Genomic DNA, 22433 nt, shown 5'->3' with positions numbered 1-22433 from the left:
CAATTAAATGAAGCCTTGATGATACGCGCAAATATTAGAAAAAGGCTTCATTCTGATCTCAATACTGAAATGAAGCCTTGATGATACGCGCAAATATTAGAAAAAGGCTTCATTCTGATCTCAATAATAAAATGAAGCCTTGATGATAAGCGCAAATATTGAAACAAGCCTTCATTCTGATCGCAGTGCTGAAATTAAGCATTGATGAAACGCGCAAATATTAGAAAAAGGCTTCATTCTGATCGAAATACTGAAATGAAGCCTTGGTACTAAGCTCAAATATTGAGATTGTAGATTCTAAGCAAAGTCAGAAACAATAATAGTCTGTGGGCCCTTAGTTGTGGTCCGTAACGAATGGTATAACATCGCTAAATGATAATAACTATTTCCTAATCAGCTTGGATAAGCGCTTTTCAATGGAGAAGGTAAACCCGCATGATTTGAAAGCAAAGAAAATTTGAATCAAATGTGTTAACTTCTACCCAAAACGGAAGTAATAGGTTAGTCCTCTCTACTTACGGAGCTACACTGAAAATTTCATAACAAAAGTGATGACAAGGAGGTTTCTATGCTAAAGAAAATTCAGCGAATTAAAAAGCTTGGTGTTTTTAATGATTTTAGCTGGGATAGTGAAGTTAAAAACAAAGGTGGCGCCGTTCAGAACTTTGTTGATATCAACATCATATATGGTCGCAATTATTCCGGTAAGACCACACTGTCGCGTATTGCTCGTGCTTTAGAGACTCGTTCTTTATCAGATAAATACGGAACTCCCTCGTTTCAATTGAAATTTACTGACAACACAGATGTAACACTCGCGGCCTTATCTAACCACGACAAGAACATTCGCGTTTTCAATGAAGACTTTATTCGAGATAACCTCAGGTTCATCACTAATCCTGACGACAGCATTGAGCCATTTGCCATTTTAGGTGATGACAATAATAAGATCGAAAAAGAGATTGAAGCTCTTGAGGCGGAACTCGGTTCTAGTATGGAAGGGCAAGAAACGGGTTTGTTTGCTGACAAAAAGCAGGCCGCTGTTGCATACAGCAATGCCTTCGCCTCTCATAAACTATCGAATGATAGTCTAGAAAAACAATTGGGTGATAAAGCGACTAATAAAGACATCGGCATTAAATACAAGCCTGAGCGTTTTGGCGACCAAAATTACACCATTACAAAATTAAAGGCTGATATCACAACTGTAAGTAGCCCAGATTTTCAACAGTTAACATCAGAGCAAGTGAGCGAGCACGAAAAGCTGATTGATGAAAAGGTTTTGCCTGCAATATCTAATTTTTCGCCGCCTAAGCTAAGTTTTTTGAGCTTGGCACAACAAGTTGAAGCGCTGGTAACCAAGCCGATCAGTGAGTCTGACAAAATTCAGGCGTTAGTCAAAGATGCAGTACTTAACCGCTGGGTCAATGAAGGTCGTACTCACCATCGAAACAAGCATGAAAAGTGCGCATTTTGCGACAATGAAATTTCTGCTGAGCGATGGGCAGAGCTTGATAAGCACTTTGATGAAGAATCTGAACTATTAGAAAAGTCGATTGATGCGTTACTTGATCAGATAGAAACCGAGAACAAAATAGTTCAATCCGCACTCACCATTGAACAATCTGTTTTTTATTCCAAATTTCACTCACAACTAACCGCTTTAGATTCCAGGTTAAAAGCTGCAAGCAAAGACTATCAGCTTGCTTTAGGTAAGCTAGCCAAGCAACTGAAGGCGCGTAAAGGAGACATTCTAAACGCTAAAAATTATGAGAGCCTCGCTGATTGCACAGCGAAACTAACGCAAATCTGGCAAGAATATAGTGACCTTTGCGCGCAATCAGAGTTATTTAGCAGCTCTTTAGCCGGAGAACAAACCAAGGCTAAAGCCGACTTGCGATTGAAAGAGGTCTCTGATTATTTGCTTACGATTGATTACCAAACACAGCTAAACTCAATTGAAACCTTAAAGCAAAAGAGGGATGAAGCTCAACAAGCGCAGACAGCTATCACTGCGAATATTACCAAAAAACAAGCACAAATTACGGCTAAAAAACGTGAACTGAATGACGAAGAAAAAGGAGCCAAAAAGGTAAATGAATATCTTAATAATTTTTTCGGGCATCAGTTTCTAACGTTGGAGGCTAAAAAAGATGAAGGACCAACGCAAGATGCTAAGCGCATTCGATTTGAAGTAATCCGTGACGGAAAGAAAGCTTATCACCTTAGTGAAGGTGAATGCAGCTTGCTGGCATTTTGCTACTTTTTGGCCAAGTTGGATGATGTCGCAACCAAAGACTCAAAACCCATTATTTGGATTGATGATCCTATCTCATCGCTCGATGGTAACCATATTTTCTTTATTTATAGCCTATTAAATGCGGAAGTTGTCGAGAAGGGTAAATTTGCACAACTATTTGTTTCAACACACAACCTTGATTTCCTGAAGTATCTGAGAATGCTGAATGGCAAGTATATTGACCCGACAGGCTCTGGAAAGTTGAGAAGCTACCAGAAAGACTTTTTTGTTGTGATTAGGCAAGGTAAGTTTTCTACAATTCAGTCTATGCCTGATTATCTCAAGAAATACATCACAGAGTTTAATTATCTTTTTCATCAAATATATAAGTGCGCCAATGTCGAAAGTGTTGATGACGCAAACTTCAACTCGTTTTACAACTTTGCGAACAATGCACGTAAATTTTTCGAGATTTATCTTTACTACAAGTACCCAGATCACAAATCTGATGAAGATAAGTTAAAGCTGTTTTTTGGTGATGAAAAAATCCCAGCAGTGCTAGTTGATAGAATCAATAACGAATTTTCGCATTTAAAGGGGTGCTTCGAAAGTGGTTCGATACCTATAGATGTGCCAGAAATGCAAACTGCCGCTAAGCAAATCATTGAACGACTCAAACAAGATAATGATCAATTTTCTTCATTAATGAGAAGTGTTGGTGAAATTGTTTAATAGTTAACGGGGCTTTTATAATCCCCGTTTTCATTTTGCTCGCAATACTGAAATGAATTCTTGATGGTAAGCACGAATATTTAAATAAAGCCTTGATTGTGATCACCTGCAATCTTATTTATTCGAATTATCAAAATTACTTTGTGCGCGTAACCAAAAATCGTAAGGCATACCCGTCACTGCCTCAAGCCGTTTAGCCAAAGTAACTGTTACTATCGCTTTTTCTTTAAGAAAATCATCGCATTGCTCGCCTGACAAACCCAACTTCTTGCTGAGTTCATCATTTCCAAGTCCTTGGGTTCGGAATTTATGTAAGTACAGAGCCTCGAAATATCGAGCCGGATGCAGCATCGCTTTGTCATTTGGAATATCTACAATATAACCACCTTCAATTTTTGTAATGGATTTAAGCTTTTTCTGGCTGCGAATTTTAGAAGTCATAACATCGACTCCTGGGTTACCTAGATTGTTGAGCTTGAATGGGTTTAGATGTCGCCTTTGGTTTGTCTGCAAACTGTCACTCGAAGCCCGGATGACTTTTGCACTGGGGATAGCATTCATTACCTCGGCAACAACTGATTCAACCAAATCAGTATAGCTAGTCGCATCTCGGCTTAATTCGATTGCTATTCTTCCGTCACCTGAATGACTAATAATCGCGTCATCAAATCCCGCCTCAAAAAGGCTGTCGTCAATTTCATTCATTGTTAACGAATCATCATTTATTTCGAATTTAATGATGACCTCATGGATTGTTGGCTGTTTTTATCATTAAAAATCAACGGTAAAAGCTTCGCTGTATTTTTAGCATCATCCAAAGCTCGATGATGGCTCCCCTCGTATGAAAGATTTGCAATCTCCAGCGCTCGTTTCAGTCCCACTTTTTTCTTTAAATTGCGAGCTTCTTTAAATGCTATTTTTAAATTCAAGTTGATTGAAGGTTTAAATGCTGCCATCCCATGTACAGCACAATCGATGTTTAACTGTACTATGTCGTAAGAGCCCCATGTAGCTAGTACATAATCAGAGTTATCGGGTAACCAATCAATAAAATGAGCGAACACCTTTGGAAATGGATCTGCAATATCTAGCTCGGCTTGTGTGATCCCTGTTAACTCTGTGCAGAATTGGCTTAATTTAGGATGTGTAATCGGGCGGATCAATTCACTAAACTCATCAATTATCTGTAATGAACAAGTATCAATAAGTACAGCGTTGATTTCTATTATCTCTCGCTCCTCAGGTGGGATTGAACCGTCCATCGTGCATGTATGTTCAATGTCTACGACTACAATATGCCTATAATCATTGATTAGTGAGCTGAGGCTGCCTGAATTATATTCTGGTTCCATTAATGTTCCGAGCTCTGTTGTTTCAATTATTAAATAGCCTACAACATCAACTAAAAAACAATCAAAATGATTACATCAATTTGATTGCTCCTTTTCGCCGTTTAAGCTAATGTACTTTAATTAAAACTTGGTTTTATTAAAGTATGCTGCTCGAAAATCTGAACCATGCACAACGCGAACGCCTTGCTTTTATTGACTTTAGCCTTGAATTCTTTGGTCAAATAGCAAGAGCAGACTTGATCCAAAAATTTGGAACTGGTTTGGCTTCGTGTACTCGCGATATTTCTCTATATAGAGAATTGGCACCAGACAATGCTGTGCTCATGCATGAGAATAAGCGGTATGTACGCTCAGACGCATTCAGAGCCATTTTCGAGCACGACCCTGAATCAACCCTTAGAACATTATCAAAAGGCTTTGGAGATGGCTTCTCGTTGCCAAAAGAGAAATCTCAAATATGTTTTGATGCAGTTAGATTAGTTCATCCTAAAGCAGAAATTGTTTCGGCCATCATGCGAGCGATTTACTCTAACTCAGCAATCCTATGCGAATATGAGTCACTCAGCAGCGGTACAACCAAAAGAGAATTAGTACCACATGCCATTGTTAATAACGGCCATCGGTGGCATTTAAGAGCATATGACCGTAAAAGCAAAGAGTTTAGGGATTTTGTTTGCACACGATTCAAGAGTATCGAACTACAAGAAACAAAGCCTAAAAGTAATGAACTGGCCAGCATGGATAGCGCTTGGAATACGCTGTGTGAATTGCAGCTAGTACCTCATCCAAGGCTCAGCCATAGTAAAGCTATTGAAATGGATTACGGCATGACAAAGAGCATACTTAAACTTGAAGTTCGAGCCGCTTTAGCAAATTACATACTCCGCCAGTGGAATGTTGATTGTACAGAAGACGCAACATTGACTGGCGACGAGTACCAATTGTATTTGAAGAATAAAAACAGCCTGGTCGATTTAATCGACTTCTCAATAACACCAGGCCAACAACTTAACTAGGAACAGTAACCAACATGGTTGAACAACACAAAAAAGCATTAGAAAAACAGCTCTGGAACATTGCCAATACTTTACGTGGCAACATGAGTGCCGATGAATTTCGTGATTATATTTTAGGGTTTATCTTCTACAAATATTTGTCAGAACGTATGGATTTATATGCGGATGAGCTATTAAAAGAAGATGGCATTAAGTTTGACGCTATTGATGAAAGCACAGATGAAGGCAAAGAATACTTAGAAGCGATTAAAGAAGAGACAATCGACCATTTAGGTTACTTCTTAAAACCTAACGAGCTATTTCATGTATTGGCGCAAAAAGGTGAAAACGGCGAGTTTATTTTAGAAGACTTATCTGAAGTGCTTAACCATATTGAACAAAGCACTATGGGTACAGCCGCAGAAGATGACTTCAACGGTTTGTTTGATGACCTCGACTTAACCTCAAACAAACTAGGTAAAACAGAAAACGCTAAAAACGAGCTTATCTCAAAAGTATTAACTCATCTTGATGATATTGATTTTCTTCATCATGAAACTGACATTGATGTACTGGGTGATGCCTACGAATACCTTATTGGCCAATTTGCCTCTGGAGCAGGTAAAAAAGCCGGAGAGTTCTATACGCCACCTATGGTTTCAACACTACTTGCCAAACTTGTAACTCAAGGTAAAGACAAGCTTAAAAGTGTTTACGACCCAACTTGTGGTTCAGGCTCACTATTATTAAAAGTGTCAAAAGAGATCAAACGCAAAGGCGGTGAAGTTGGTGGCTACTTTGGCCAAGAATCTAACCCAAGTACGTACAACCTAGCTCGCATGAATATGATATTGCACGGTGTGCATTACCGTAATTTTGATATTCAGCAAGACGATACACTAGAACAACCACATCATGTTGAAAAACGCTTTGAAGCCGTAGTCGCCAACCCGCCATTTTCAGCAGGATGGAGTGCCTCAGCAGGTTTTTTAACTGATGAACGCTTTCAAGACTACGGTAAATTAGCCCCCAAAGGTAAAGCAGATTTTGCCTTTGTTCAGCACATGATTCACCAACTTGATGAAAATGGCACTATGGCAGTTGTATTACCACACGGTGTACTTTTCAGAGGTGCAGCTGAAGGTCATATTCGTAAGCATTTAATCAAAGATAAAAACTACCTAGATGCGGTAATAGGGCTACCAGTTAATATATTCTACGGCACACCCATTCCAACATGTATTTTAGTACTTAAAAAGAACCGACAGCACAGCGATAATATATTATTTATAGATGCCAGCAAAAACTATGGAAAAGCAACTAATCAAAACTATTTACGTAGTGAAGATCTAGAAGCAATTTTATCAGCAGTTGATAGCCGTCAAGCCCAAGATAAATTTGCTTATGTTGCACCAATTCAAAAGACTTCAAATTACGAAACAATTGAGGAACATGATTTCAATCTCAATATTCCTAGATATGTAGACACTTTTGAAGAAGAAGAAGATATCAATCTAGCAAGTTTATTAACGGACATAGAAAACGTAAATGTTGAACTTGACTCTATAGACTCTAAATTAGAGGTGTTTTATAAGGAACTAGGCATCAAGGGAGTTAGATAATGAGTTTGTCATTAAAACCATCATTAAGATTTGTTGAGTTTGACTCTAGTTGGGAAAAATATAATTTATCTGATTTAGGGGAGTTTAAAAACGGAGTTAATAAAGCTGCTGAAGATTTTGGGCATGGCATGCCATTTGTTAACTTAATGGATGTTTTTGGTCAAAACTCTATTGGCTTGCCAGAACTTGATCTGGTCAATTCAACAGAAAAAGAACGAGAACTCTACTCCATTAAAAAAGGGGATACCTTATTCATACGCTCTTCAGTTAAGAGGCAAGGTGTTGGTGAAACAGCAGTTTGTGAGCATGATATTAAAGATACTGTCTATAGTGGATTTCTTATTCGCTTTCGCAGCAATGACAATATTGAACATGGATTTAAACGTTTTTGTTTTTGGACTTCAAAATTTAGAAATTCATTGCTAAGAATGAGTACTACGAGTGCAAATACTAATATCAACCAAGAGTCATTATCTAAATTAAAGCTTGCATTGCCAACAATTGAAGAGCAACAAAAAATCGCTGATTTCCTTACATCAGTAGATAAAAAAAACAGTCTTCTTAAAGAAAAATATGCCTTACTCAATCAATACAAAAAAGGCGTGATGCAAAAGCTGTTTAAGCAAGAAATCCGCTTTAAAGATGAAAACGGTAAAGCCTTTCCTGATTGGCAAGAAAAAACAATGAACCAAGTGCTTAGTCCTGAATTTAGGGAGATACCAAAGCCTAGTAAGAAATATTTAGCATTAGGGATTAGAAGTCATATGAAAGGTACTTTTCAAAAGCCAGACTCTGATCCTGATGCCATTGCGATGGAAAAGTTATTTGTTGTAAGACCAAATGACTTGGTTGTTAATATCACTTTCGCTTGGGAAGGGGCGATTGCTATTGCCAAAACTGAAGATGATGGAGGTCTTGTATCTCACCGTTTCCCGACATATACCTTCAAAAAGAATGAAGCAACACATCGATATTTCAAACACATTATTCAGTTGAAGCGCTTTAAATACATGTTGGATTTGATTTCCCCCGGTGGTGCTGGTCGAAACAGGGTGTTAAGTAAGTCCGAATTCTTAAAACTTAAGTGGGAATTACCTTCGGTTAAAGAGCAAGAAAAAATAGCTGATTTTCTGGATACTTTAGATAACAAGCTTCAAGCATTAAATGAGCAAATAGAGCTAACACAAACCTTCAAAAAAGGTTTGTTACAACAGATGTTTGTTTAGGAATAAATTGATTATGCCTAAAAGAAAAGGAAGTTAATGTGGCCTATCAGTCAGAACAAGAATTAGAAGATAACTTAGTTGCTCAGCTTGCTAAAAAAGTTGATGGTAAGCAGCAGTTTGAAAAAGTTAACATCACCGATATTGACTCACTTAGAGCGAACTTAAAGAAGCAACTTTCAAAGCTGAATGGTTTTGATCTAAGTGATAATGAGCTTAAGCAAATTCGCAATGCCTTGGGTAAAGGTAATGTATTTGATAAAGCAAAAATATTGCGTGATAGGCTGCAAATTGATAAAGATGATGGCACCGCAGGTTATATTCGCTTTATTGATAGCGATGTTGAAAAAAACCATTTTCAGGTAACGCAACAAGTTACCGTAGAAGGCCGTTATAAAAACCGTTATGACGTAACTATTTTGGTTAACGGTTTACCACTTGTTCAAATAGAATTAAAGCGCCGTGGCTTAGAGCTTAAAGAAGCCTTTAATCAAATTAATCGTTACCAGCGGCACTCTTACTGGGCTGAAGATGGCTTATTCCAGTATGTGCAGGTGTTTGTTATCTCTAATGGTGTAAATACCAAGTATTATGCCAATAACCGTAAACAAAGCTTTAAACAAACCTTCTTCTGGGCAAAAGAAAATAACGACCGTTATACCGAGTTAAGCCAATTCGCTGAGGTGTTTTTAACGCCTAACCACCTAACAGACATGATCACTAAGTACGTGGTGCTGAATGAAACAGACCGCATATTAATGGTGATGCGCCCTTATCAAATCTATGCCACCGAAGCAATAATTGACCGTGTAGCTGAGCGTGAAAAATTAAAAGCCAGTAACCAATCAATAGAAAAGCAAAATGGTTATATTTGGCATACTACTGGTTCTGGTAAAACACTTACCTCATTTAAAACTGCTCAATTACTTACGGGTGATAGCGCCATTCATAAAGTGGTGTTTGTAGTTGACCGTAAAGATTTGGATTATCAAACTGCAAAAGAGTTTAATAGCTTTATCAAAGGCTGTGTAGATGGTACTGACAAAACCAAAGTGTTAGTTGACCAGTTCACCGGTAAAGATGTTTATTACCTTGAGAAAGACGGTGAACAGCAGTCATCAACTAAAGCGAAAGGCGGTAAGGTTAATACTCGCCGTAATGAAAAGCTGATTGTAACCACCATTCAAAAGCTTAATAACGCCATTAGCAATAAACGTTATTCAAGCCGTATGGAGCCAGTAAAAGACAAAAATGTGGTGTTTATTTTTGATGAATGTCACCGCAGCCAGTTTGGTGATACTCATCAACGTATTAGCCAGTTTTTTACTAATCACCAAATGTTTGGCTTTACTGGTACACCTATTTTTGCTGAAAATGCGGTGTCTAAATTTTCTCGTAAATACACCACCAGTGACTTATTCCACAAACCATTACACAAATACACCATTGTTGATGCAATTAAAGACGAAAACGTACTTAAGTTTAATGTTGAGTATGTTGGCCGTTACAAGAAAAAAGACAGTGCCAATGAAGTTGATATTGACGTTGAAGGTATCGACACCAAAGAGTTAATGGAGTCTGACGTTCGGTTAGAAAAAATAACCGATTACATTATTGCTCAGCATAATCGTAAAACCCATAGCAAAGCCTTTACGGGTATGTTTTGTGTTTCAAGCGTGTCTGCATTAATTAAGTACTATGAGCTTTTTGCAAAGAAAAAGGCAGAAGGTAAACACAACCTTAAAATCGCCACCATTTTCTCGTATGCCGCTAACGAAGAAGACCCAGATGCTGATGGCTTAGACGAAGTTGTATTGGATAAAGTTGCAGAACCTGAAGCAGTTTACAGCCATAGTCGAGATAAACTTGAAGAGTTTATTGGTGACTACAACAAAATGTTTGGCAGTAGTTATACAACTAAAGATAGTGAGTCTTATTACAACTACTACAACGATATATCTAAAAAAGTGCGTGAGCGAAAAGTTGATATTTTGCTTGTGGTAAATATGTTTTTAACAGGGTTTGATAGTAAAACCTTAAATACCCTATATGTTGATAAGAACCTTAAGTATCACGGGTTAATTCAAGCGTATTCACGCACCAATCGCATTTTAAACGAGCAAAAGTCGCAAGGTAATATCATTAGCTTCCGTAACCTGAAAAAGCGCACAGATGATGCTTTAGCGCTGTTTTCAAATAAGGATGCAAAAGATACGGTGATCATGCCGCCGTATGAAGAATTCATTAAGATGTTTAACCTAGCGTTAGACCAAATGCAAACCATCGCACCTGACACGGCAAGTGTTGATAGCCTTGAAGATGAAAACGCTGAACTTGAATTTATTAAGGCATTCAGGGAGTTAATGCGTTTACGCAATGTGCTTTCTACCTTCGCTGATTTTAAGTTTGATGATGTCAGTATTCAAGAACAAGAATATGAAGACTATAAAAGTAAGTACTTAGATTTATACGACAAAGTTAAAACCAATACCGCCCCTGAAAAAGAGTCAATATTAGAAGAAATTGACTTTGAACTTGAGTTGCTAGCGATGGATGAAGTGAATGTAGCTTACATCTTAAAGCTACTAAGCAAGCTTAAGCAGTCTGACTCTAACGAGGAATACGAACAGCAGTATAAATCACTAATGCAAACCATTGGTGGAGACCCTGAACTACGCAGCAAACAAGAGCTGATTGATAAATTCATTCAAGAAAACTTGCCTGATGTGCAGTCAGCCGAAGAAGTTGACGATGCCTTTGCCGCCTACTGGGAAGTTGAAAAAGAAAAAGCTACCCAAGCAATGGCTGAAGAAGAACATTTAATACCTGAAAACGTAAAAGAGCTTGTTGAACGCATGATATTCAGCAACCAAGAACCACTGCGTGAAGACATAGTAGCAACGATGGAAAAGCCCCCAAGTGTATTGCAACGCAAGAAAGTAATACCAAGGCTGGCCGAGAAGTTTAAGGGTTTTGTGAACACATTTTATGGTGGGATGTAGGGAATCTTAAATTTTCATCATGATAACTGACATACACGCAGTGGACATATGTAGTATTTGGAAGTTTTAAAAATTAGGAATAGTAAGACAGTGTGTGACCAATATTAACAAAGTCCAACATAGGTCTCTTTTCATCCAAAACATTAGAGGTGTTTTTAAATTGTCTCAATATTTGAAATTAGGTGACGATCTGTCACCAGTACAATTGGTAGCGCATGGTGATAATGGCACTTTTAAAGTTATGGGTGGTTGTTCATGGGCTAACGCTGACGATGAATTTAATTCAGAATTCTTAAGGTCTAGAATAGAGCCTTGGTTAACAGCGCTCTTTCAATCCGAGCATCTTAATTTACTTGTTGGTGCGGGTTTAAGTTCTGCGATTCAAGAGTCTGCTACTGGGCAAAGACCACAAGGTATGGGATGGATAGATGATTTAAAGGTTTGTAAATCAGAAATAGATGCTTATGTGGAAAAGACGGCTAAAGCAGCTGGCCGTGAAAAAGGAAACATCGAGGATCAGGTTCGTTCAATTAACGAACTAATAAAAGGGTTGGAAATCCTAGTTTCTTTAAACCCAACTCCGATTCCGCCGCCGCCAGCCCCAAACCCTCCTTACAGATATTTCCCAACAGAGCTAACTGCGCTAAGAGAAGAACTATCAAGGTGTTTAAAGCTGTTTGCTGACTCCATAAGTAATGGTGAAAATTTAATTCGTAATGCAGAATCTGAGGCAAAAACTAAAACTTTTAACTACCTAATCAATTTTCTGATGAGTTTTTCAAGTAGAGCAGCTACTCGGGATAGATTACATATATTCACAACTAATTATGATCGAATTATTGAGATGGGTGCTGAATTAGCCGGACTCAGGTTGGTGGATCGATTTGTGGGTAATATCGCGCCAATATTCAGGTCATCGCGATTAGAGGTTGATTATCATTATAATCCCCCGGGGATTCGTGGGGAGCCCAGATATTTAGAGGGCGTAGCTCGTTTTACCAAACTACATGGTTCTTTAGATTGGTATTCTAGTGATGGAGCAATACGACGTTTTGGTTTGCCTTTCGGTGCCGCGTCAATAACTCCTTTCTTACAAGCAGAGTCTGCGGGAGCTGCTGATTATCAACAATTGATGGTTTATCCAAATTCAGTAAAGGATAGAGAAACATCTGAATATCCTTATGTTGAATTATTTAGAGATTTAGCATCGGCTACATGTCGTCCTAATAGTACCCTAGTAACATATGGCTATAGTTTTGGTGATGAGCATATAAATAGGGTTCTCTTGGATATGTTAACCATTCCCTCCACTCATATTGTAATAATTGCTTATGGAGACCCTCTTGGCAGAATAATGAACTTTATTAAAGATAGTGGGCGCAAGGCACAAATATCTCTTTTACTGGGCGATCACTTTGGGGATCTTACAACATTAGTTGATTGTTATTTACCTAAGGCTGCTATAGATAGAACGTCTATACGAATGACTGAGCTTTTAAAGGCTAGGGGCCTGTACCCTGAATCATTTCAAGATAAATCAGGTAATAAAAAATGAGTTCGCTACCTATAGAGCAAGGTGAACAATTGAGAGTTGGAACGGTAGACTTTGTTTCTCCTAATGAAATTCGAGCCGTTCTAGAAATTGATTCACCTGACTCCGTTGCCTTGAATGCAGGTACACCACGCAATTTTCCAAGGGTAAACAGCTACGTTTTAGTATCTTGTGATAGTGGATATCTAGTTGGGCAAATTGAATGGCTTTCTGTCGAGCACTCACCTTTTCCCAAGCAGAGGGACGTCCAAGATTTTGGACTGGTTAATTTACCATTCCCACAAAAGAAAATTAGTCTAAACCCAGTTGGTACTTTAAAAAGAGTTTCTAAAGCTGGTCAAGACTCTTTCAAGTTTCAGCGAGGTTCTGAGTCATTCCCATCAATTGGCTCCGCTATTTTATTGCCAACGGATTTACAGCTTAAATCTATTGTTGAATCGGGTAATAATCGACGAGTAGTTATAGGACAAAGCCCACTTGCAAATAATGCTAACGTCGCCGTTGATCCCGATCGCTTGTTTGGACGCCATATTGCAGTATTAGGGAATACAGGCAGTGGAAAATCGTGTTCTGTTGCAGGTCTAGTTAAATGGTCATTAGAAGCAGCTATGAAATCTGAGGGTAAACCAAATGCCCGTTTTGTTGTACTTGACCCAAATGGTGAATACTCAAGAGCTTTAGGTCCTGATACGAAGTTTAAAGGCCGTGTTTTTAAAGTCGAAGCTAATGCGGGTGAGAACCAACTTCAAGTACCTTCTTGGTTTTGGAATAGTGCTGAATGGGCATCGTTCACGCAAGCTAGCCCCAAAGCTCAACTTCCATTATTAAAGCGCTCTTTGCGAGCAATGAGAAATGAAGAATTTGAGCTTGAGACTGATTTAAATATAGAAATTAAGCGCTTCTTGGGTAATGTCTTAGTGACTCTAAAACACGACAAGAGTTCAGGCAGACCATTTGGTGGTTATGGCCCCGCAAAAGGTTTCAATGAGACAATGGCTAAGTGGATAGAGAGCTTTGAAGCCTATAGAGATAAGTTAGGAGATCACAAGTTAACACCTGTTGTCACCGTAATGTCTCAGTACAGAGAAAATCGGAGTGAGCAATATCCAACTTTACAAGCTACCGTACCTGAAATTGATAACATCATAGATAAAGTGAGTTTAGCTTTTCAGCAATTTGGTGGTAGTGACTATGACTTATTGCCTAAGAGTGAAGACATTCCACTTCCATTTGAAGGAGCTACTTTAGTTGCGTATTTGGAAGCATTGGCGCAGGAAAATGGAAGTGAGCAATATGTTGAATACCTAGTCGCACGCATACGCACGATGCTTTCAGATACCCGTATGAAACCTATAACAAATGATGCAGAAAAAAGAGTCGATTTAGCTAGCTGGTTAGAAAATTATATAGGAAATGATGGGAATGATGAACATGACAGTTGTATCTCTATTATCGATCTTTCTTTAGTACCAAATGAGATTACTCATCTTGTGACCGCTGTTATTTCAAGGATTATTTTTGAATCGCTGCAACGCTACAGGAGACTAAATAATAAATCGCTACCAACAGTTCTTGTAGCCGAAGAGGCCCATACATTTATAAAACGATATCGTGATGATGCTGAAAACCAAGATGTGGCCGCAGTATGTTGTCAGGTTTTTGAGAAAATAGCACGAGAAGGAAGGAAGTTTGGTCTTGGAATGGTAATATCTTCACAAAGACCCTCAGAACTGTCTCCTACCGTTTTATCTCAGTGCAATACTTTTTTATTGCATCGAATTAGTAATGATAGGGATCAGGATCAAGTACATAAAATGGTACCAGATAATTTAAGGGGGTTACTTCGTGAGCTTCCATCTTTGCCATCACAGCATGCAATCCTGATGGGATGGGCATGTGAGCTACCTGTTTTAGTTAAAATGAATAATTTAGCGAAAGGTGATCAGCCACATTCAGACGACCCCGATTTCTGGGACGTGTGGACTAGAAAAGATGAAAATGGAAAAGCGGTTGAACGAAATGTTGATTGGAAGACGATTGTCAAAGATTGGCAAAAAAATTAACAGTGCGTTACGTTTGCTCATCATAGTGACTCAGTATTGACGGAAACGGATTGCTTCTCACCGATAAGCCATGTGACTCTTTGTTACATCCGGATTAATTGGTGTGTTCTGTTTAGTGGTAGCAAGTAATTGTCAGCAAACTACTGGTGAATGTACTGAACTGATTTTAGTTAGTATTAAGAGAAAATTAATTAGTATATACAAATAGTATATATACTAAATTTTAAACCAGAGATAACCCTTTAAAAACAGTCCACTCACTCACCCGTCCATTTATTAGTATAAAAAAGGTGGCTATTATAACACTTCGAGTAGTAAATCGTTTGGAAACTCAATATCGGCTTTGTCTATTTCGTCAATAAGCAGTACTGGGCGTTTGCCGTTTAATTCAGCGTACATGAAGGCTTGCCACAGCTTACCTTTAACTATGTAGTTGCTAATATTGTGAACGCGCTCATCACCTAGCTGGCTGTCGCGCAAACGCGATACCGCATCGTACTCGTACAAACCTTGCTGCGCTTTAGTGGTTGATTTTATATGCCACTGAATAAGCTCAGTATCTAAACTTTTTGCCAGCTCTTCAGCCAACATGGTTTTACCTGTGCCCGGCTCGCCTTTAATTAAAAGCGGTTTTTGCAGCATAATAGCGGCGTTTACTGCCTGTTTTAATGCTGAGCTTGCGATGTAGTTGTCGGTTGAATTAAATTGCACGGGTCATCCTCTGGTCTGAGCAGTAATTATTATGCGTTATAATGCCATAGTTAATCGGCTTCACCAAGGTAGGCAAAACGCGCAATCGTTTTACCGTCTTTTTCTACGGTTTCAGTAAACATACTTAGTGGGCGTGCCCATATGCCGTATTCACCGTATAAGGCTTGGTAAATAACCAATTGCTCGTTGGTTTCGCTGTGAGTTGCCACATGCATAACTTTGTATTGTGGGCCTTTGTAGTGTTGATATAAACCCAGTTTTAGTGCTGTAGTCATAGTCTGTTATCTTGTATAATTTGCCTTCGCTTTTTATTATGCCAAAGAATACGCCAATACTATGAATTATATTTCTCTTGATGATTACAAAAAAGCCTGGGTATTTCGCCACAAAGATATTCCGGTTTCAGATATTGATGCAGCTAATATTAAACCGATGACCAGCGAGCGTGCTGCAGTGCTATGGACAACCATGGTGAGTCGTGAACATGATCATCCTGACTTTTTTGATAAAACCGATTGGTGCGCGCAAGAGCAAAACTTTAGCCAAGAAGTAAATTGGGAAGACGCATGGGAAAGCGAAGATCCCCAATTTCCTGACGCTATTTTAAACCACCTAGACTGGCAGGCTAACACCACCGTTTATTTTTGTATGGCGCGCGATAATATTATTGAAACGAGCTTTGATGTGTTTAAACGCAACTGGCAAAACTTTATGTTTTTAGCCGATGGCAGTTTATTAATTGGAAAAAAACGTAATACGGTTGTGCAATTTTTAGAATCAGGCATTGCGAAATTAGGCGAAAAGCCCTAACAATCGGTGCTTAAAAACTGTGCATTACTGTGTTATAAAACATCTATTAAGGTGTTTTTGAGTACAGCGATTGGTCAGTAAAAATAAGCAGTTTGACACAAACCAACAAGTTGAAATGTGGCAAACTGATGCACAAAAAGTGCTTTATGCACAATTATGTAATGCCTTTTATCAGCGTGAGGTGCAGCGCTTAGTGGCTGAACCTAATGGTGATCGTTTACGCAGGCAATTAAAAAGCCTGCCTTATTACATTGAACGTGCGGCAACACGGGTGGCTAATGCAACATCGCCTTTTACGCTCGATGCGCAAAATGGTGGGTGGCTTGAAAAGCAAAAACCAACTCCGCCAGAAGTTAATTCTTCAGCGAATGAACTTTTTTATCAAGTCTATGCCAAAGTTGGGCTGATTATTCCTGTATTATTACAAAATCACGGCCAAATTCGGGTTAGAATAGACAGCATTGATCAAGTAACTAAAACACAGGTTCATTGCAATGAGCTTGGCTGGTTTGATTTTTTAGGTCAAGGGCTTGAGCAGCAAAGTGCGCAATTACTCAAACCCAACAAAGCAACGCTTGCTGCGGCGTGTTGTGGCCACCAGTGGCAGTTTTCAAAGCGCAGTACGCCACGGGTATTATCGTTACGGGAAATGTTATTGGCTGCCAATATTAATTGGCGCAATGTTAAGCGGCCATTGGCGTAAAGCTTACAATTCAAAATTAAAATAAGGAGTGTTTAATGCGATTTTTTCAATTTGGCTTGTTGTGCTTAGCACTTTTTATTCAGTATAGACTTTGGTTTGGCCATAATGGTGTGCAAGACTACACCCGTCTAAAAAATGCGGTAGCATCGCATCAACAAACAAACGAAAAGCTGATCAAGCGTAATAAAGTATTAAAAGCGGATATAGAAGATTTAAAGCTCGGCCTTGAAGGTATTGAAGAGCGTGCCCGCAACGAATTAGGAATGATTAAACCGGACGAAACCTTTATTCGTGTTTTACCGGCTCAACACCATGACAAATAAATTTACTATTGCAGCTATTGTTCCTGCCGCAGGTGTTGGCAGCAGAATGCAACACACAACACCAAAGCAATATATTTCCTTAGCAGGGAAAACCATTTTAGAGCACACGCTCGCTAAGTTATCGCAGTTACCGCAGTTAAACTCTATAGTGGTGGCTTTGAGCGAAACCGACCCTTACTTTGACGACCTTACGCTATCTGATCCTCGCATCGTGCGTGCTATTGGCGGTAAAGAGCGTGCAGATTCAGTATTAAACAGTTTATTGTTTTTAGCTGCCAATCCACCGACTTGGGTTTTGGTGCATGATGCAGCAAGACCTTTAGTTGATATTGCTGATATAGAGCGCCTAATAGCACAGTGCATGCAGGCTGATGAAGGCGGCATTTTAGCCAGCAAAGTAAAAGACACCATAAAACGAGGGCAAAGCCATGCGCAGCAAACAGTGCCTCGTGATGATTTATGGCAAGCACTTACGCCACAGCTTTTTAAACATGACGAGCTCAAAACAGCACTGCAAAATGCGTTAGCCAATGGGGCAATTATTACTGATGAAGCCAGTGCCATGGAATGGGCAAATAAGCCGGTAAGGTTGGTGGCGGGGCGCAGTGATAATATTAAAATTACCACCCCAGAAGATTTAGACTTAGCAGGTTTTTTACTGCAAAAACAAAATAATGAGAGTGCAACATGATACGAATAGGCCATGGTTTTGACGTGCATAAGTTTGGTGGCCAAGGGCCTTTAACCATCTGCGGCGAAAAAATTGATTACCCGCAAGGCTTTTTAGCGCACTCAGATGGTGATGTAGCTATTCATGCGTTGTGTGACGCGATTTTAGGCTCATTAGCGCTGGGCGATATTGGTAAGCACTTTCCAGATACAGCCAGTGAATATGAAAATATCGATAGCCGTATTTTACTTCGCCATGTAGTGAGTCTAGCCAAGCAACAGGGCTATGTATTGGGCAATGCGGATGTCACTATTGTGGCACAAGCACCAAAAATGCTGCCGCACATTCAAGCAATGCGAACCAATCTTGCCAGTGATTTAAATGCTGAGCTCTCACAGATAAATGTTAAAGCCACAACCACTGAAAAGCTCGGGTTTGAGGGGCGAAAAGAAGGTATTTCAAGCCATGCCGTGGTCATTATGAGTAAACAAAGCGCATGAGCGAATTAAATTATTTATATGGCGCGCCGCTTTCTAAAGCCGACTTTAAAACCACCGCAGAAGACTTTATGGTTGATGAAGATCTCGGTATAGAGTTTACCGGTAGTGGCGAACATGTGTGTTTGCAAGTGGTTAAAAAGGGTGAAAACACCCAATATGTGGCTAAGCTCATTGCACAAAAAGCGGGTGTATCGCCACGTGATGTAAGTTATGCCGGTATGAAAGACCGCCATGGAGTATGCTCGCAGTGGTTTAGCGTAAAAGTACCGATTAAAAAACATATTGATTTTACTGAGCTCAACAGTGAAAGCGTGTTTGTGGTATCGCAGCAGCGCCATGAGCGAAAATTACGCACCGGTTGTCATAAAGGAAATAGATTTACTATTACCTTGCGCAATGTAACCGAGCCGCTTGATATTTTGTGCCGTATAAACGCAGTACGCGCAGGTGTACCTAACTACTTTGGTGAGCAGCGTTTTGGCCGTGATGGACACAACCTAGTGATGGCCGAAAAAATGTTTGCCGGTGAGCGCATACGCGATAAAAAGCTGCGAGGCATTATTATTTCTGCCGCGCGTTCACATGTGTTTAATCAAATTGTTAGTTTACGCGTGGCTGAGCATGGCCTTGCTAAAACCATGCACCGCGAAGTATTTATGCTTAGCGGTAGCAATGCGTTTTTTGAAGATGCGATAAGCGATGAAAATATTGCACGTCTTGCCTCTGGCGATATTATGATGTCGGCGCCCATGGTGGGCAAAAGCGAAAAAGGCCTTACCGAACAAGAAAAAACATGGTTGGCACCGTATCAAGCATGGTGTGATGGCTTAGGTGAGTTAGGGCTTAAAAACGAGCGCAGAATGCTGCGTTTAATCCCCCAAGATCTAAGTGTAGAAACACTTGATGAACGCACATTAAAACTCAGCTTTGGTTTACCCAAAGGCTGCTTTGCAACGGCTTTACTGCGCGAACTGGTTGATTATACTGACGCCAGTCCTCGCGAGCGAAAAGAAAAGGATAACGCAGATGAAGATTCTATTAAGTAATGATGATGGTGTTAATGCCAAAGGTATTGCTGTTTTATACCAAGCATTAACACAAATTGCTGAGGTAACGCTGGTTGCGCCAGATAGAAATTGCAGTGGCGCAAGTAATTCACTGACGTTAATGAATCCTTTGCGTGCAACGACACTCGACAACGGCTTTATGTCGGTTAATGGCACGCCAACGGATTGTGTGCATTTAGGTGTGAATCAATTAATGGATGAAAAGCCCGATTTAGTGGTAGCCGGTATTAACCACGGCGGCAATTTAGGTGACGATACACTTTACTCTGGTACGGTTGCTGCGGCGACCGAAGGTCGTCATCTGGGCTTACCAGCAATTGCGGTGTCTTTGTGCTCTCACCATGGTGAACACTTTGAAACGGCAGCGGCCGTTACGGTCAATATTATTAAAGGGCTTGCTTCGCATCCACTGCCTAAAGATCAGATCATCAATATTAATGTGCCAGATATTCCTTTAAGTGAGCTAAAAGGGGTTCAGGTAACTCGCTTAGGCGCGCGACACAAAGCAGAAACCATGACTAAGCAAAGCGATCCTTGGGGACGCGATATTTTTTGGTATGGTTCTTTGGGTACAGAAAGCGATGCCGGTGAAGGCACCGATTTTTATGCTGTAAATAATGGCTATGCATCAGTCACCCCATTGAGCGTTGATATGACCGCTAAAGACAGTATCAAAGCTGTGGGAGAGTGGTTAGCCGAGTTGGAGATCAACCGTGCTGGCTAATTATACCCGCAGTGCACAAGCGCTTTCAGACCTATTACAACGAGAGGGCGTAGAAGATAAGGAGGTTTTAAAGGCGATTTCGCAAATTCCTCGGCATATTTTTATTGATGATGTACTAAAGCACAAAGCGTATCAAAATACGGCGCTACCGATAGGGCAAGGACAAACTATTTCTCAGCCTTACATTGTTGCCCGCATGACCGAATTGATGCGTTTAGCTGGCGTGAAAAGTAAAGTGTTAGAAATTGGTACCGGATCCGGCTATCAAACCGCGGTACTGGCTAAAACCTTTGATAAGGTGTATTCGGTTGAGCGTATAAAAGCTTTGCAATGGCAAGCAAAGCGTCGATTACATCAGCTCGATTTATATAATGTCACTATGAAACACGGTGACGGTTGGCAAGGATGGCAATCGCAAGCGCCATTTAATGGCATTATTGTGACGGCTGCGGCAACGATTATCCCTCCAGAACTACTCGCACAACTTGCAGATGGAGGCGTATTACTTGCCCCCATTGGTGAGGCAGAACAAAAATTAACCATGGTTATTCGCCAAGGCGATAGCTTTACAGAGCATGTAATTGCGCCAGTAAGATTTGTACCTTTGGTCCCTGGCGATATTGAATAGGAATTCATTTTGAAGTTGTTTACCAAGTTATATGATATGGCCTTAGTGTGGGCTAAGCATCGCCATGCAGAACGTTATTTAGCAGGGATGAGCTTTGCCGAATCGGTTTTTTTTCCGGTGCCACCCGATGTAATGTTAGCGCCTATGTCGCTGGCACAACCGAGTAAAGCATGGCGATTTGCAAGCTTTGCTACCGTAGCTTCTGTGCTTGGCGGCGTGCTAGGTTATCTACTAGGGTTTTGGTTATTTGAACCTGTTGTAGAGCCTTTCATTGCACAAATGCAATGGCAAGATAAATTTAATACGGCACTTACATGGTTTAAAGATTATGGCGTATGGGTGGTATTTTTAGCCGGGTTTTCGCCTATTCCTTATAAGGTATTTACTATTGGTGCAGGGGTATTACAAATGGCGTTTTTACCCTTTATTGTTGCATCGGCGGTTGGACGAGGGGCGCGTTTCTTTTTAGTATCTGCTTTAATGAAATGGGGCGGAGTTAAAATGGAGCAAAAATTACGTCAATATATTGAAGTGCTTGGCTGGGTTGTTGTTGCTTTAATTGTTGTTGCGTACATTTTATTACGTTAAGTACTATATATTAATGTTATTAACGCAGAGGGCAAAACGCATTGAATAAACAAATACGCTGTTATGTTGCTTTATTTATTAGTGTTTTGCTCTGTGCATGCTCGTCTCGCCATGTTCCCGCTCCGGTAAGCAGTTTAAATAATAATATTAATGACTATCCCTCACGGATTAATATTAACGGCGGAAAATACACAGTACAAAAAGGCGATACACTTTACTCGATTGCTTTTAGTGCCGGAAAAGATTTCAGAGAGCTTGCAAAAAACAATTCAATTCCATCACCTTACACTATTGTTCCTGGTCAGGTTGTTTCTCTTTTAGAACCAAGCAAGCCAAGGGTTACAGCAAAAACGAATGAAAAACACCCAGCTAAAAAGTCATCTCATTTACAAAAAAATAACAAAAAATTAAAGAAAGAGCTTGATAAGCCGAAAAAACGAAGGTATGTTCAAAAACAAGCTAACCAAAAAATTAGCAAGTCTCAAGGTTCTACAAACAGAAAGTTGAGTTGGTTTTGGCCTGCTAAAGGTAAAATAATCCAACGCTTTTCTAACAAGGAAAATGGTTATAAAGGCCTACAGATTGCTAATAAAAAGGGGACGGCAGTATTCGCCGCTGCTCAAGGAACGGTAGTCTATGCGGGTAGTGCACTAAGAGGTTACGGTAATTTAATTATATTGAAACATAATGATGATTACCTAAGTGCTTATGCACATAACTCAAAGTTACTTGTTAAAGAAAAGCAAATAGTGAAGGCGGGACAAAAAATAGCAGAAATTGGTAATTCAGAGTCTTCAGTAACGGCACTTCGCTTTGAAATTCGTTATCGAGGAAAAGCTGTTAACCCTGCTAAATACCTACCCTGAACTAAAGGTGTTGATTGACAGTTCTGGAGAAGGCTCATGGCTAATACAGCAAAAGCTAATAAA

General features: G+C 39.7%; 20 protein-coding genes and 1 pseudogene. 17 read left to right on the top strand and 4 right to left on the bottom strand.

The features are described 5' to 3' along the window. The first annotated feature begins 568 nt into the window (after nucleotides 1-568). Nucleotides 569-2971, top strand: a complete 2403-nt coding sequence (locus tag AAGD16_RS11810) for an AAA family ATPase (protein WP_377111929.1) — start codon at nucleotides 569-571, stop codon at nucleotides 2969-2971. Between the two features lie 114 nt (nucleotides 2972-3085). Here the strand turns inward: AAGD16_RS11810 and AAGD16_RS11805 are convergent, their stop codons facing one another. Further along, the gene (locus AAGD16_RS11805; RefSeq protein WP_377111926.1) at nucleotides 3086-3676 is read right to left on the bottom strand and encodes a transcriptional regulator; all 591 of its coding nucleotides are present in this window, start codon (nucleotides 3674-3676) and stop codon (nucleotides 3086-3088) included. Between the two features lie 17 nt (nucleotides 3677-3693). Continuing rightward, complete coding sequence (locus tag AAGD16_RS11800) at nucleotides 3694-4323, bottom strand: exonuclease domain-containing protein (RefSeq protein ID WP_377111923.1); 630 nt, start codon at nucleotides 4321-4323, stop codon at nucleotides 3694-3696. Nucleotides 4324-4466: 143 nt separating this feature from the next. Here AAGD16_RS11800 and AAGD16_RS11795 point away from each other — a divergent pair, with 143 nt between their 5' ends. From AAGD16_RS11795 to AAGD16_RS11770, 6 genes are all read left to right on the top strand, one after another. Next, complete coding sequence (locus AAGD16_RS11795) at nucleotides 4467-5339, top strand: WYL domain-containing protein (protein ID WP_377111921.1); 873 nt, start codon at nucleotides 4467-4469, stop codon at nucleotides 5337-5339. 14 nt (nucleotides 5340-5353) lie between these two features. Next, nucleotides 5354-6940: a type I restriction-modification system subunit M gene (locus AAGD16_RS11790; RefSeq protein ID WP_377111918.1), complete on the top strand. Its 1587-nt coding sequence runs from the start codon at nucleotides 5354-5356 to the stop codon at nucleotides 6938-6940. Next, on the top strand, nucleotides 6940-8166 hold the full coding sequence (locus tag AAGD16_RS11785) for a restriction endonuclease subunit S (protein ID WP_377111915.1): 1227 nt from the start codon (nucleotides 6940-6942) through the stop codon (nucleotides 8164-8166). Before AAGD16_RS11790 ends, AAGD16_RS11785 begins: the two co-directional genes overlap by 1 nt. Before the next feature lie 38 nt (nucleotides 8167-8204). After that, nucleotides 8205-11165, top strand: coding sequence for a type I restriction endonuclease subunit R (locus AAGD16_RS11780; protein WP_377111912.1), 2961 nt, complete (start codon nucleotides 8205-8207; stop codon nucleotides 11163-11165). Nucleotides 11166-11259: 94 nt separating this feature from the next. Beyond that, nucleotides 11260-12720, top strand: a complete 1461-nt coding sequence (locus AAGD16_RS11775; RefSeq protein ID WP_377111909.1) for an SIR2 family protein — start codon at nucleotides 11260-11262, stop codon at nucleotides 12718-12720. Beyond that, nucleotides 12717-14780 (top strand): ATP-binding protein, encoded by a 2064-nt coding sequence (locus AAGD16_RS11770; protein ID WP_377111906.1) that lies wholly within the window; start codon nucleotides 12717-12719, stop codon nucleotides 14778-14780. Before AAGD16_RS11775 ends, AAGD16_RS11770 begins: the two co-directional genes overlap by 4 nt. Nucleotides 14781-15083: 303 nt before the next feature. Here the strand turns inward: AAGD16_RS11770 and AAGD16_RS11765 are convergent. Both AAGD16_RS11765 and AAGD16_RS11760 read right to left on the bottom strand, forming a co-directional pair. Next, nucleotides 15084-15491 (bottom strand): annotated as a pseudogene (locus tag AAGD16_RS11765) (AAA family ATPase); the annotation flags it as partial. A 50-nt stretch (nucleotides 15492-15541) separates the two neighbouring features. Beyond that, entirely contained in the window at nucleotides 15542-15766 is a 225-nt protein-coding gene (locus tag AAGD16_RS11760) for a DUF1653 domain-containing protein (RefSeq protein WP_008110327.1), read from the bottom strand. Between the two features lie 61 nt (nucleotides 15767-15827). Here AAGD16_RS11760 and AAGD16_RS11755 point away from each other — a divergent pair, with 61 nt between their 5' ends. From AAGD16_RS11755 to AAGD16_RS11710, 10 genes are all read left to right on the top strand, one after another. After that, nucleotides 15828-16301: a DUF2947 domain-containing protein gene (locus AAGD16_RS11755; RefSeq protein ID WP_013465675.1), complete on the top strand. Its 474-nt coding sequence runs from the start codon at nucleotides 15828-15830 to the stop codon at nucleotides 16299-16301. A gap of 70 nt (nucleotides 16302-16371) precedes the next feature. Continuing rightward, the gene (locus AAGD16_RS11750) at nucleotides 16372-17004 is read left to right on the top strand and encodes a hypothetical protein (protein ID WP_016899656.1); all 633 of its coding nucleotides are present in this window, start codon (nucleotides 16372-16374) and stop codon (nucleotides 17002-17004) included. A gap of 35 nt (nucleotides 17005-17039) precedes the next feature. Further along, nucleotides 17040-17327, top strand: coding sequence for a cell division protein FtsB (gene ftsB / locus AAGD16_RS11745; protein ID WP_013465673.1), 288 nt, complete (start codon nucleotides 17040-17042; stop codon nucleotides 17325-17327). Continuing rightward, nucleotides 17317-18018 carry a 2-C-methyl-D-erythritol 4-phosphate cytidylyltransferase gene (gene ispD / locus AAGD16_RS11740; RefSeq protein WP_377111901.1) on the top strand — a complete coding sequence of 234 codons (702 nt, stop codon included), beginning with the start codon at nucleotides 17317-17319 and terminating at the stop codon, nucleotides 18016-18018. The genes ftsB and ispD overlap by 11 nt, the downstream gene beginning before the upstream one ends. After that, nucleotides 18015-18497, top strand: coding sequence for a 2-C-methyl-D-erythritol 2,4-cyclodiphosphate synthase (gene ispF / locus AAGD16_RS11735; RefSeq protein ID WP_016899658.1), 483 nt, complete (start codon nucleotides 18015-18017; stop codon nucleotides 18495-18497). The genes ispD and ispF overlap by 4 nt, the downstream gene beginning before the upstream one ends. Further along, nucleotides 18494-19543: a tRNA pseudouridine(13) synthase TruD gene (gene truD, locus AAGD16_RS11730; RefSeq protein WP_013465670.1), complete on the top strand. Its 1050-nt coding sequence runs from the start codon at nucleotides 18494-18496 to the stop codon at nucleotides 19541-19543. Before ispF ends, truD begins: the two co-directional genes overlap by 4 nt. Further along, nucleotides 19524-20288, top strand: a complete 765-nt coding sequence (gene surE, locus AAGD16_RS11725) for a 5'/3'-nucleotidase SurE (RefSeq protein ID WP_028833935.1) — start codon at nucleotides 19524-19526, stop codon at nucleotides 20286-20288. The genes truD and surE overlap by 20 nt, the downstream gene beginning before the upstream one ends. After that, nucleotides 20278-20916: a protein-L-isoaspartate(D-aspartate) O-methyltransferase gene (locus tag AAGD16_RS11720; protein WP_036953558.1), complete on the top strand. Its 639-nt coding sequence runs from the start codon at nucleotides 20278-20280 to the stop codon at nucleotides 20914-20916. The genes surE and AAGD16_RS11720 overlap by 11 nt, the downstream gene beginning before the upstream one ends. 9 nt (nucleotides 20917-20925) lie before the next feature. Further along, nucleotides 20926-21504, top strand: a complete 579-nt coding sequence (locus tag AAGD16_RS11715; RefSeq protein WP_377111894.1) for a YqaA family protein — start codon at nucleotides 20926-20928, stop codon at nucleotides 21502-21504. Between the two features lie 41 nt (nucleotides 21505-21545). Beyond that, nucleotides 21546-22370, top strand: coding sequence for a peptidoglycan DD-metalloendopeptidase family protein (locus AAGD16_RS11710; RefSeq protein WP_075169726.1), 825 nt, complete (start codon nucleotides 21546-21548; stop codon nucleotides 22368-22370). The last annotated feature ends 63 nt before the right edge of the window (nucleotides 22371-22433 follow it).

The sequence above is a fragment of the Pseudoalteromonas sp. M58 genome, assembly GCF_042604605.1.
GTDB classification, from domain to species: domain Bacteria; phylum Pseudomonadota; class Gammaproteobacteria; order Enterobacterales; family Alteromonadaceae; genus Pseudoalteromonas; species Pseudoalteromonas tetraodonis.
The sequence above is the reverse complement of the archived record's forward strand: the minus strand, read 5'-3'. Positions and strand labels throughout refer to the sequence as shown.